Here is an 11270-nt window from a genome sequence, read left to right as displayed (position 1 = left end):
TGCCGCCGTGACGGGCGACCCGGCCGTGTTCGTCTCCGTGTCAGCTGCTCACCAGGGTCCGGATGGCGGTGGGCCGGTCGCGGCCATCGTCGACCTCGGCGAGGGCGAGCCGGCCGGCTACCGATGGACGCCATCGGCCTGACCTGACTCTCGGCCGGACTCCGAACCCGACGCCTCACACCGAGCAGGTTCCAAGCCTCGACGGAAATATCCGTGTGGGGTTGGCGCCTGCTCGGTGTGTTGCAGGAAGGGGGGTTGGGTTTGGAGTCAGTGGGCGAAGTGGCGGGTTCCGGTGAAGTACATGGTGACGCCCGCCGCCCGGGCTGCCTCGATGACCTCGCCGTCCCGGACCGAACCACCCGGGGCCACCACGGCTCGCACCCCCGCATCGAGCAGGATCTGCAGCCCGTCGGCGAACGGGAAGAACGCGTCGGACGCCGCGACTGCACCGCGGGCTCGGTCCTCACCTGCTCGACGCACGGCGAGGTAGCACGAGTCGACTCGGTTGACCTGCCCCATGCCGATGCCGAGGGCTGCCCCGTCCTTGGCCAGGAGAATGGCGTTGGACCGCACCGCACGAATGGCCCGCCACGCGAACTCCAGATCCGCCAACGTCGCTGCGTCGGCTGCGTCACCGGAGACGAGCCGCCAGTGGTCGGCGCGGTCGCCGCCGGTTATCGCCCCCGTCTCGTCCCGCATCACGGCCGCGACCCGGTCGACGCCCTGCATCAGTAGCCCCCCGGAGATCGGACGCGACTCCATCGAGGCGGTGCGGACTGCCTCGTCAGCGGGCATTCGAAGGATCCGAATGTTCTTCTTGCCCTTGAGGATCGACAGCGCCTCATCCTCGAAGTCAGGGGCGACGACGACCTCGGTGAAGACCTCCGTGACCTCGCGCGCCATGGCTGCGGTCAGCGTCCGATTGGTCGCGATGATTCCGCCGAACGCGGATACCGGATCTGTCGCGTGCGCCCGCGAATAGGCCTGCTCGATCGTCTCGCCGACGGCGATCCCGCAAGGGTTGGCGTGCTTGACGATCGCTACCGTGGGCTGGTCGCCGTGGTCGTGCGCTGCCCGGACCGCTGCTTCGGTGTCGACATAGTTGTTGTACGACATCTCCTTGCCATGCAGCTGCTCCGCCGAGGCCACGCCGGCAGTTCCATCGCGGTAGAGAGCGGCGCGCTGATGCGGGTTCTCGCCGTAGCGGAGCGAGGCGGCCAGGGTGAAGTCGCCACCGATCCACGTGGGGAACCCGTCGCTCGTGGCACCGGCATACTCCTGCATCCAGCTCGCGACTGCGGTGTCGTAGCTCGCCGTGTGCACGAAGGCCTCCGCCGCCAGCCGCTTGCGCTGGGCCAGCGTGAAGCCGCCGGCTCCCAGCGCGTCGACCACCTGGCCGTATGCCGCTGGGCTCGTCACGATCGCAACGCTGGGGTGGTTCTTGGCTGCGGCCCGCACCATCGAGGGGCCCCCGATGTCGATCTGCTCGACGCACTCGTCGTCGCTCGCGCCGGAAGCAACGGTCTCGCGGAAGGGATAGAGGTTGACGACGACGAGCTCGAACGCCTCGATGCCGAGGTCGGCCAGCTGCTGGACGTGGTCCGGCTTGCGGGTGTCGGCGAGGATCCCGGCGTGCACCTTGGGGTGCAGCGTCTTGACCCGGCCCTCGAGGCACTCGGGGAAGCCGGTCAGCTCCTCGACCGGCGTGACCGCGATCCCCAGGGCGGCGATGGTCTGGGCTGTCGATCCCGTCGAGACGATGGAGACACCGGCCGAGTCCAGCGCCCTCGCAAGGTCCTCGAGACCGGTCTTGTCATAGACGGAGATGAGTGCACGCTCTATCGGGCGGCGACCGTCGGGCATGGCTGACTCCTGCGCTGATTGGAAGGGCTTCAGGTTCCGGGAGCACCCAGGCGGGCGATGCCCCGGCGTTCACTCCCTGGTGGTGTCCCACCTGCGCCAGTCGTGTGTGGCGAGTTTATCGCGTGACGCCGAGGCGGACCCGGTGTCCCTCCACCGTGAAGCCCTCGTGGGCCAGCCGGCGGACGACGTCGACGAGCATGGCCCGCTCCTGCACCTTGATCCGCTCGTGCAGGGACTCCTCCGTGTCGTCCTCTGCCACAGCCACGACGCGCTGGTCGATGACCGGTCCCGTGTCGACACCGGCGTCGACGACGTGACAGGTCGTCCCGGTCACCTTGACGCCATACGCCAGGGCATCGCGCACCCCATGGGCGCCCGGGAAGCTCGGCAGCAGGGCAGGGTGCGTGTTGATCACCGTCTGCTCTGAGAGGACACGCTCGCCGAGAATCCGCATGAAGCCGGCGGAGACGACGAAGCGGGGCCGCACCTCGCGGAGCCGCTCGGCCAGCGCGGCATCCCATTCGGCGCGGGACGGGAACTGCGCCGGGGGGCAGACGAAACTCGGAATGCCGGCTCGGTCGGCACGCTCCAGCCCGCTGCACTGCCGATCCGAGCCGACAGCCGCGATCCGCACGCCGTACGCCGGGTCGCTCGCAGCGTCGATGAGGGCCTGGAGCAGAGTCCCCGACCCCGACACGAGGACGGCGATGTCGACTCGGCCGCTCGGTGCGGGGACCTCAAACGCCACGCGCGGAGTCTAGCCGCGACCCGTCGTGTGACCGCGAGCTCTCATGGGCGAGGATGGGACGGTGAGCAGTCAAGACGAGCGGCGGGATGTCGGGTTCGCCCGTGAGAAGGCCAAGCGCACCCTTCCCGTGACGGTTCTCGTGCTGCTCGGCATCATCGCGATGTACCTGCCGTTGCCGAAGCGGTTCGTCGCCGCGATCCCCTTCGTCCTCGCCGCCGTGCTCACGGTCCGGCTGCTCCGTTTCCTGGCCCACCGCAGCGGCCGGGAGAAGATCTGGCCAGCCATCACGCTGGGGATCGTCGCGCTCATGCTGTCGACGCTGGCCATGCAGCTGGTCTTCTACGCCGACGTCAGCGCGTACGAGAGCTGCGTCGAGTCAGCCCAGACGCAGCAGGCCCGAGGCGCCTGCGAGCAGCTCAGGGAGCAGAGCCCGATCGGGAGCCGCCTGCTGTTCGAGTAGCGGTCACCGCCGCCGTGCCGCCTCGCTCCTGCCAGGCCCGCCAGCCGGCCCAGAGGAGGCCGCCTGCAACAACCTCGACCAGGAGGGCGCCGACGACCAGAGGCACGGACGCGCCAACAGCGGCGAGCCGCTCGACGCCGATCGACCCATTGCCGAGCGCGGTGAGCAGTCCAATCGCCCCCGCGGCGATGGCTCCTGACACCGAGGTGGCGAGGAGCCGGGCACGGGTGTTGCCGAAGAACTCGAGCTCACGGTCGACCCATCGGCCGATGACCACCCCGCACAGGAACGGGATGAGGACGACCGCGTACATCGCGGTGGGATAGTCAGCCTCGTCAGGCAGGCCCGCGAGAACCGGCACGAGCGGCATGAGCCCGGGATGCGCGGCCGCCGGCGAGATGACCGAGCCGACCGCGATCGAGAACCCGGGACCAGCCAGGAAGGCGAGAGCCCAGGTCGCGGCATTGCCCAGCAGCAGGACCTGGGCGAGGACGACGATCGCCCCGGCAGCCATGTTGAGCCCGTACTCCTCGTGGATCCGCAGCACCTCGCCCAGGCTGACGAGGATGCGGATCACGGCGACCGCCAGCCCGACGCCGAAGAGGAGGGCGGCCCCACGCCAGCCGATCCCCCAGGCGGAGGAGAGCCATGCCGGGCCGCGCCTGAACCAGCCTCGCACCACGCCCGGTGCGTCCGGCTCGCCAGGTCGGACCAGCAGGTAGCCCAGGGCCGCAACCGGGACGAGCGCGGTGCCGGGGACGGCCGCGACGCCGGGCGTCACCGTCCCACCGAGAGTGAGGAGCGAGAAGACGGCAGCCGCACCGATGTAGCCGATGACGAACCCCGGCACGACGCCGAACTTCGCCACCCGAGCCCACTCCAGCCGGGATACCCGAGCACGCTCGGTCCCGATGAGGCGCCGGCCCCACCGGGTCGTGACATAGACGAAGAGGAGGAAGAGGCCGACTGGCGTCAGCGAGATGGTCACCCCGCTGCCGCCGATCGACTGGCCGTGGCCGGCGAACCAGATTGCGGTGCCGACCTGCACCGCCGAGAACCAGCCGAGGCTCCCCTCCGGCGCCGCGAGCCAGCCGACGAGTGCGGGCAGGATGACGACGGCCCACGTGCCGATCGCGGCGAGCACCCCCAGGCGGATCGCAGCCGAGCGGGCGCGCGAGGTCGCGGACACGTGCGGCGGGTTGGACAGCTGACTCACTCCAGACGGGGCTCGGGTCGGTGCCTCCATCGTCACAAGAGGGCGTCCCCGGAGCGAGCACCCACGCCGAGCGACACGGCCCTGGCTTTGGGCGGGACCAAGTGCCCTACCGCACTCCGCGACGCGTTCGCACACTGGAGATATCAGAGAGAGGGGGGTGCCATGAGAAACCGACTATTCAGTCTGGTTCTGACTCTTGTCGCAGGGCTCCTCGTTGTCCTGGGCGGTTCAATGCCGGCGAACGTCGCGTCACCGCAGACGGTCCCACCGTCGGCCGCTTCTCCGGTCGAGGTCGACCTCACGCATGTCGCCTACGCCGGCACGGTCTACCTCACGTTCGACGATGGCCCGAACCCGACCTACACGCCCAAGGTCCTCGCGATCCTGCGCAAGTACGGTGTCAAGGCGGTCTTCTTCGAGCTGGGGCAGAACATCTCCTACTACCCGTCCATCACCCGGAACCTGCGCAGCTACGGGATGAAGATCGGCAACCACACCTGGAGCCACCCGGACCTCACGACGCTGTCGACGAGCTCCGTCATCTGGCAGCTGAACAAGATGGAGTCGGCGCTCGGCTACCGGCCGCGCTGCGTCCGACCGCCCTACGGCGCCACGAACTCCCGGATCCAGACCATCATCGCCAACCGCGGCCAGCGGCACATCCTCTGGACCGTGGACCCGCGTGACTGGTCACGCCCGGGCACCTGGACCATCGTCAACCGCGTCCTGGCGAACGTTCGCGACGGCTCGCGGATCCTGCTCCACGACGGTGGCGGCAACCGTTCCCAGACCGTCGCGGCCCTTGACCTGCTCATCCCGAGGCTCCGCGCCCGCGGCTATGTCCTCGGGCTGATGGCCTGCTGACCAGACCCAGCCCCCGGCAACGGGAGCGATGTGCGGGGGCCAGCTCAGCGGCATACGGCATCAATGACGGAGGCGGCCACCCCGAAAAGGGATGGCCGCCGCCTGAAGGATGCAGTGCTGCGGTCCTTATGCGCTCAGGCCCTGCATGATCTCGCGCATGAGGCCCGCGGTCTCGGACGGCGTCTTGCCGACCTTGACACCGGCGGCCTCGAGGGCCTCCTTCTTCGCTTGGGCGGTACCGGACGAGCCGGACACGATGGCACCGGCGTGGCCCATCGTCTTGCCCTCCGGAGCGGTGAACCCGGCGACGTAGCCGACGACGGGCTTGGTGACGTGCTCCTTGATGTAGTCCGCAGCGCGCTCCTCCGCGTCGCCGCCGATCTCGCCGATCATGACGATCGCGTCGGTGTCGGGGTCGTTCTGGAACGCCTCGAGACAGTCGATGTGGGTCGTGCCGATGATGGGGTCGCCGCCGATTCCCACGGCCGTCGAGAAGCCGAAGTCACGCAGCTCGTACATCATCTGGTAGGTCAACGTGCCCGACTTCGAGACGAGCCCGATGCGGCCACCGCCCGAGATGGTGGCCGGGATGATGCCGGCATTGGAGACCCCCGGCGTGATGAGGCCCGGGCAGTTCGGGCCGATGATCCGGGTCGTGCCCTTGGACTGGGCATAGGTGAAGAACTCCGCCGTGTCCTTGACGGCCACGCCCTCGGTGATGACGACGACGAGCGGCATGACGGCGTCGATGGCCTCGACGGCGGCGGCCTTGGTGAAGGCGGCCGGGACGAAGATGACCGAGACGTTCGCGGCGGTCGTGTCCATGGCCTCCTGGACCGTGCCGAAGACCGGCACCGTGACGCCGTCCTCGAACTCGACCTTGGTGCCCGCCTTGCGCGGGTTGACGCCGCCAACGATGTTCGTGCCGGACTTGAGCATGCGCTGCGTGTGCTTCATGCCCTCGGACCCGGTCATGCCCTGGACGATGACCTTCGAGTCAGCGTTCAAAAAGATCGACATGGAGAAAGCCTCTTCCTTCGTTGTCTGTGCTGTCTCGAACGGTCAGTTCGCGGCGGCGGCGAGCTCCGCAGCCTTGCGGGCGGCGCCGTCCATGGTCTCCTCGATGATGACGCGCGGGTGGTTGCGCTCAGCCAGGATGCGCCGGCCCTCCTCGACGGCGTTGCCGTCGAGTCGCACGACGAGCGGGCGGTCCTCCTCGTCGCCAAGCGCGTCGAGGGCGCCGACGATGCCCTTGGCCACCTCGTCGCAGGCGGTGATCCCGCCGAAGACGTTGACGAAGACCGCCTTGACCTGGGGGTCGGACAGGATGATGTGCAGGCCGTTGGACATGACCTCGGCGCTCGCGCCACCGCCGATGTCGAGGAAGTTGGCGGGTTTGATGGTGTCACCGCCCGTTGATCCGCTGAGCTGTTCTCCGGCGTAGGCGACGACGTCGAGGGTGCTCATGACGAGGCCGGCGCCGTTGCCGATGATGCCGACCGAGCCGTCGAGCTTGACGTAGTTGAGGTCCTTCTCCTTGGCGGCCGCCTCGAGCGGGTCGGCGGCCTCCTTGTCCTCGAGGGCCGCGTGGTCCGGGTGCCGGAAGGCAGCGTTGGCGTCAAGGGACACCTTGCCGTCGAGGGCGATGAACTGGCCCTCCTCGGTCTTGACGAGCGGGTTGACCTCGACGAGCGTGGCGTCTTCGTCGCGGTAGACCGTCCACAGCTTCTTCATGACGTCCTTGAGGCCCTGCTTGTCGGCCTCGTCGAAGCCGGCGGCGTCGACGATCTCCTGGGCCTTGGCGTCGTCGACGCCGACGTTGGGGTCGACCTCGATCTTCGCGAGGGCCTCCGGACGCTCCACGGCGAGCTGCTCGATGTCCATGCCGCCCTCCTTGGAGCACATGGCGAGGTAGCTGCGGTTGGCTCGGTCGAGCAGGATCGAGAAGTAGTACTCCTCGGCGATGCGGGCACCGCCGGCGATCATCACGCGGTGGACGGTGTGTCCCTTGATGTCCATCCCGAGGATCTGCTCGGCGTGCGACCTCGCCTCGTCGGGGGACTTGGCGACCTTGACGCCCCCTGCCTTGCCGCGACCGCCCGTCTTGACCTGGGCCTTGACCACCGTCACGCCACCGGATCCGGCGCCGATCTGCTCGGCCGCAGCGCGGGCTTCGTCAGGGGTGGTGGCGATGGCGCCCGCCAGAACCGGGACGCCGTGCGCCTCGAACATGTCGCGCGCTTGGTACTCGAAGAGATCCACGGGTGAGTCCGTCCTCGTCGTCGATTCGGAGTGTCCCTCGGACTCTAGACCCCTGCACATTGGTGCCAGAACCCGCCAACGTCCCGACCGGACGAAGATCACACCGCGATCTCAATGACCGGGCAGTAGCATGGACGCCCGCAGCCGCCGGGCCATTGGACCCGGCGGCTGCGTCCCCCCGATGCGCTCAGCTGATGCCGTATGCCGCTGGGCTTGCTGCCACGGCCCCCTCTCCTGTCGCTGTGGCAGGCGTCGAGTCGGGCGTCCAGCGCCGCCACCACAGGTGGAAGCCGGCCCCGGCCCAGACCGTCGCGACGACGATGAGGACGTTGCCCAGCGTCTGCGTCCGGGGCCCGAGCAGAGTGTCGTCCTCGAGCAGCTTGATGACGGCGTACATCCCTGCCGAAACGACGGCGACAAGGGCCAGTCGCGCTCTCAGGTCCCGCACGAACAGCGCCAGACCGACCGCGATCGCACCTGGCAGCAGGAACAGGCCCGCACCCGAGAAGAGGATGAGTCCGGGCACTGGGGCGAGGCGCCACCACCGGGTCCGGCCCGCGGCCCGGGCTGCGACGACGACCCCGATGAGCCCCCAGAAGAGGCCGGCGAAGGCAAGGATCATGCCGGTGCCGACCCAGGAGAACTCGGGCGAGGTGGAGATGAGGCGCATGAAGAGCCGGGCGAAGGCGCCCCAGGCGACGCCCATCACGAACCAGCGGCCGAAGCCGGCGACCAGGGCGCGCATCACCACTCCACCGGCAGGCAGGCCAGTCGGTCACCGGCGCCACCGGTGGCCGGGTCCGTCGGCTTGGCATGGATGACGACCGATCGGGCCCCGGCAGTCGGCGTGAACCGCACCACCGAGTTCGAGTTCCCTGCGCCCGAGGCGTCGACGGTGACGTCGAGCCAGACCTCGGTCTGGTCTGAGATGACGACCTTCGGGGCCCCGGAGTGGGCATCGTGGTTGTAGTGGCCGCCTGCCAGGAGCGGTTGGTCCGTTCCACAGGCGCCGTTGTGCAGGTGCGCCCCGAACGTGCGCCCCGACACGCTGCGGTCGACGCCGCGGACGTGGAGGACCGCGGTCGTGCCGGCTCCGTGGCCGACGAGCTGGAGGCGTGCCGTCGCCGCGTCGAACGGGCCGGCCGAGGTGGTGTCGTAGTCGCGAAGGGGGTCGGAGAACCGATTGATGACCGCTCCCGCCGCGATGGCCGTCGATCCGACAGCCATGGCTGCTGAGAACGCCAGCAGTCCAGCCATCCCCCCACGAATTCTGTTGCGATTCATGGCTTTCTGCACCCTTCCGTGGTGTGGTTCATACACTTGGCTGACGAGTGTCCGCGGCCTGGGGGTGACAGGCCCGGGGGTGAGGAAATCCTCGACTTTCGTTGTCACCCGGACCTGTTCGTCGATCGTCTGTCGAGGTGATGGATGCCTATCTTGTGGGTGCCGTGAAGGGCCACGTGGCCACGGAGACCGACCACTTCGAGCGCCGAGCCGCCGCGTTGTTCAACGCGGAGGCTCCCTCGCTGCTGCACCTGGCCCGGTTCTACGTCGACGACAAGACGGCGGCGGAGGACCTGGTGCAGGAGGCGTTCATCAGACTCAGCCGGAACATGGCGCGCATCACCGACGAAGCGAGGTCAGCGGCATACCTGCGCTCGATCGTCATCAACCTCGCCCGGGATCACAACCGGCGCGGCCTCGTGTCCCTGAGGCACCACCCGGCTGCCGTCGAGGACGAGCCGTCGGCGGAGGAGGCGGCGCTGGGGCGGAGTGGGCGGCAGGACGTCATCGACGCGCTCCGCGAGCTGCCTGGCCGGCAGCGCGACTGCCTGACGCTCCGTTACTACTACGACATGTCGCCCGCCCAGATCGCCGACGGCCTCGACCTGTCGGTCAACTCGGTCAAGACCCATCTGCAGCGGGGACTGAAAGCCCTCGCAACCATCCTCGAGGAGAAGCGATGAGCGATATCGAGCACCTGATCGAGGATGCGCTCAGGCCCGTGGGAGCCGCCCCTCCCCCGCCCTCCCCCGACCTCTTCGCCCGGGTCCTCGACTCGGTCCACGACGACCAGGCGCGGCGGCGCCGGCTGCGCCGGGACGTCGCGGCCTGGGTCGCCGGAGTCGCGGCCGCAACCACGCTCGTCCTCGTCCTCACCCCACGTTCGAACGGAGAACTGCACATGCCCTGGTGGATCCTCGAGCTCGCCACGAACCTCGCGCTCGTCGGCATCGCCGTCTGGCTCGGGCCGTTCATCAAACGGTTCGGTCGCGCCTACGCCGCCGACGTCTTCCACGACAACCCGCTCACGGGGAAGAGCTACATCGTCCTGACCGATGTCGTGTACTACCTGATCTTCGCCGCTTACATCATGTTCACCGTGCGGTTCGCGCCAGAGTTGAACTGGGGCAACGCCATCACGGAGCTCGTGACGGCGGAGCAGCTGACCTACGAGGTGGCCCGGATCGGCGGGATCCTGCTCATCATCGGCGTGCTGCACGGCCTCAACATCGTGCTCATGCCGGTGCTCGGGCGGCTCTTCTCCCTCAACCGTCGCGTCGACCGGCATGGCGAGCGGGTCGGGGACCGCCCCTGACGCGCCTCGTCCGCCTGGCCGGCTCCGTGCGGGGTTCTCGGTTGCCGGGCCTCAGGCAGGGGTGACGTTCTGGCGGACCCAGTCGACGATCTCGTGCGTCGTGGCGCCGGGGGTGAAGATCTTGGCCACACCGATTTCCTCGAGCTGGGGGATGTCGCCGTCCGGGATGATCCCCCCGCCGAAGACGAGGATGTCGCTCGCGTCGCGCTCCTTGAGGAGCTCGACGACCCGGGCGAAGAGCGTCAGGTGCGCGCCACTGAGCACCGACAGGCCGATGGCGTCGGCGTCCTCCTGGATCGCCGCCTCGACGATCTGCTCCGGCGTCTGGTGCAGCCCGGTGTAGATGACCTCCATGCCGGCGTCGCGCAGCGCCCGGGCCACCACCTTCGCCCCGCGGTCGTGCCCGTCCAGCCCCGGCTTGGCCACCACTACTCGAATCCGAGAGCTCACCCGCATCCCACCTTTGCCGCTACCTACCCGTGCTGAAGCCGGCCGCAATTACCTTAACGAACGGTAACCCACTCGAAGGCACCGCGGGCAGTTCTCTAAAGTAACGAGTTGCTGACTTTGCGTGAGATATTGTCGCCACAGGGTGTACCGCCAACCGTACTCATTGTGACTGCTACCGAGCGTACAAATGATGACTAAATCCGGCAATCCATAACGCTCAGTCACACTTGCCGGAGGCTTTTTGGCGAGGCGACTTGTGGCGCGCATTACGGGTTGGCTACGGTGTCCAGCGGTTGTCTTTCGAGCTTCATCCGAATGACGGCGCGGCCACCGCCGCCCGGGTACCCCCACCCGGCGGGAGGCGGTCGCAATGCAACCAACGACGGAGGGTATGCGTGCGTCAGGACCGTTTGCCTGATGAGCATGACCGCTATCGCGGCCGGCGACGCGCCCCCTCCCCTTCGCGCGGTCGGTACACCGCGGTCGTCACCACGGCATTCGTCGGTGCGGGCGTGGTCGCCGGGGTGGCCGGCGCCACCATGCCGAACGCCAAGGACGTCGACCCCGCCGCCCTGAAGAACCTCGGGGTGGACTCGCAGACCGCCACCCAGCTCGCGGCCCGGGCCGACGCGGCCGACCGGGCCTCCCGGGACAACGACCGCAGCAGCGGCCTCACCACCACGCTCACCCAGCAGGCCCCGGACGCCTGGGTGCTGCCGCTGGATGACGGCTACCGGTTCACCTCGCCGTACGGAGTGCGCTGGGGGCGGCTGCACGCGGGCGACGACCTTGCCGCACCCGCGGGCAC

Annotated in this window: 14 protein-coding genes and 1 riboswitch; of the genes, 6 read left to right on the top strand and 8 right to left on the bottom strand. The window is 68.8% G+C overall.

Annotated elements, in window-relative coordinates:
- A partial coding sequence (locus ABF401_RS09830; protein WP_502908214.1) for a ring-opening amidohydrolase occupies window positions 1–142 on the top strand: 142 nt, incomplete at its 5' end.
- Between the two features lie 125 nt (window positions 143–267).
- Here the strand turns inward: ABF401_RS09830 and purH are convergent.
- Both purH and purN read right to left on the bottom strand, forming a co-directional pair.
- On the bottom strand, window positions 268–1863 hold the full coding sequence (purH, locus tag ABF401_RS09825) for a bifunctional phosphoribosylaminoimidazolecarboxamide formyltransferase/IMP cyclohydrolase (RefSeq protein WP_353509371.1): 1596 nt from the start codon (window positions 1861–1863) through the stop codon (window positions 268–270).
- A gap of 37 nt (window positions 1864–1900) precedes the next feature.
- Window positions 1901–1977: riboswitch (ZMP/ZTP riboswitch) on the bottom strand.
- 1 nt (window position 1978) lies between these two features.
- Window positions 1979–2611: a phosphoribosylglycinamide formyltransferase gene (purN, locus tag ABF401_RS09820; protein ID WP_353509370.1), complete on the bottom strand. Its 633-nt coding sequence runs from the start codon at window positions 2609–2611 to the stop codon at window positions 1979–1981.
- A 61-nt stretch (window positions 2612–2672) separates the two neighbouring features.
- On the opposite strand from purN, the gene ABF401_RS09815 reads away from it, so the two are divergent.
- Window positions 2673–3071: a hypothetical protein gene (locus ABF401_RS09815; protein WP_353509369.1), complete on the top strand. Its 399-nt coding sequence runs from the start codon at window positions 2673–2675 to the stop codon at window positions 3069–3071.
- On the opposite strand, the gene ABF401_RS09810 is transcribed toward ABF401_RS09815, so the two are convergent.
- Complete coding sequence (locus ABF401_RS09810; RefSeq protein WP_353509368.1) at window positions 3028–4260, bottom strand: cell division protein PerM; 1233 nt, start codon at window positions 4258–4260, stop codon at window positions 3028–3030. The genes ABF401_RS09815 and ABF401_RS09810 overlap by 44 nt on opposite strands.
- 189 nt (window positions 4261–4449) lie before the next feature.
- Between ABF401_RS09810 and ABF401_RS09805 the strand changes: the two genes are divergently transcribed.
- Entirely contained in the window at window positions 4450–5151 is a 702-nt protein-coding gene (locus ABF401_RS09805; protein ID WP_353509367.1) for a polysaccharide deacetylase family protein, read from the top strand.
- A 126-nt stretch (window positions 5152–5277) separates the two neighbouring features.
- On the opposite strand, the gene sucD is transcribed toward ABF401_RS09805, so the two are convergent.
- The 4 genes from sucD to ABF401_RS09785 all read right to left on the bottom strand — a co-directional run bounded on the left by sucD (window position 5278) and on the right by ABF401_RS09785 (window position 8670).
- A complete protein-coding gene (sucD, locus tag ABF401_RS09800) occupies window positions 5278–6171 on the bottom strand; it encodes a succinate--CoA ligase subunit alpha (protein ID WP_353509366.1) in 894 nt (297 codons plus the stop codon).
- A 42-nt stretch (window positions 6172–6213) separates the two neighbouring features.
- Window positions 6214–7413, bottom strand: coding sequence for an ADP-forming succinate--CoA ligase subunit beta (gene sucC, locus ABF401_RS09795; protein ID WP_353509365.1), 1200 nt, complete (start codon window positions 7411–7413; stop codon window positions 6214–6216).
- 187 nt (window positions 7414–7600) lie between these two features.
- Entirely contained in the window at window positions 7601–8158 is a 558-nt protein-coding gene (locus ABF401_RS09790) for a hypothetical protein (protein ID WP_353509364.1), read from the bottom strand.
- Complete coding sequence (locus tag ABF401_RS09785) at window positions 8158–8670, bottom strand: superoxide dismutase family protein (RefSeq protein WP_353509363.1); 513 nt, start codon at window positions 8668–8670, stop codon at window positions 8158–8160. The genes ABF401_RS09790 and ABF401_RS09785 overlap by 1 nt, the downstream gene beginning before the upstream one ends.
- Before the next feature lie 203 nt (window positions 8671–8873).
- Between ABF401_RS09785 and ABF401_RS09780 the strand changes: the two genes are divergently transcribed.
- Window positions 8874–9380 carry an RNA polymerase sigma factor gene (locus tag ABF401_RS09780; RefSeq protein WP_353509362.1) on the top strand — a complete coding sequence of 169 codons (507 nt, stop codon included), beginning with the start codon at window positions 8874–8876 and terminating at the stop codon, window positions 9378–9380.
- Window positions 9377–10012 carry a hypothetical protein gene (locus ABF401_RS09775; RefSeq protein WP_353509361.1) on the top strand — a complete coding sequence of 212 codons (636 nt, stop codon included), beginning with the start codon at window positions 9377–9379 and terminating at the stop codon, window positions 10010–10012. The genes ABF401_RS09780 and ABF401_RS09775 overlap by 4 nt, the downstream gene beginning before the upstream one ends.
- Window positions 10013–10063: 51 nt before the next feature.
- Here ABF401_RS09775 and icmB read toward each other — a convergent pair whose 3' ends face one another.
- Window positions 10064–10462, bottom strand: coding sequence for a coenzyme B12-dependent isobutyryl CoA mutase small subunit (gene icmB, locus ABF401_RS09770; RefSeq protein WP_353509360.1), 399 nt, complete (start codon window positions 10460–10462; stop codon window positions 10064–10066).
- A gap of 395 nt (window positions 10463–10857) precedes the next feature.
- Here icmB and ABF401_RS09765 point away from each other — a divergent pair.
- On the top strand, window positions 10858–11270 hold a 413-nt coding region (locus ABF401_RS09765; RefSeq protein ID WP_502908213.1), incomplete at its 3' end, for a M23 family metallopeptidase.

Origin of the sequence: Intrasporangium sp. (assembly GCF_040414665.1) — a bacterium.
In the GTDB taxonomy this organism is placed as follows: domain Bacteria; phylum Actinomycetota; class Actinomycetes; order Actinomycetales; family Dermatophilaceae; genus Intrasporangium.
This window is presented reverse-complemented; position numbering and strand designations above follow the sequence as displayed.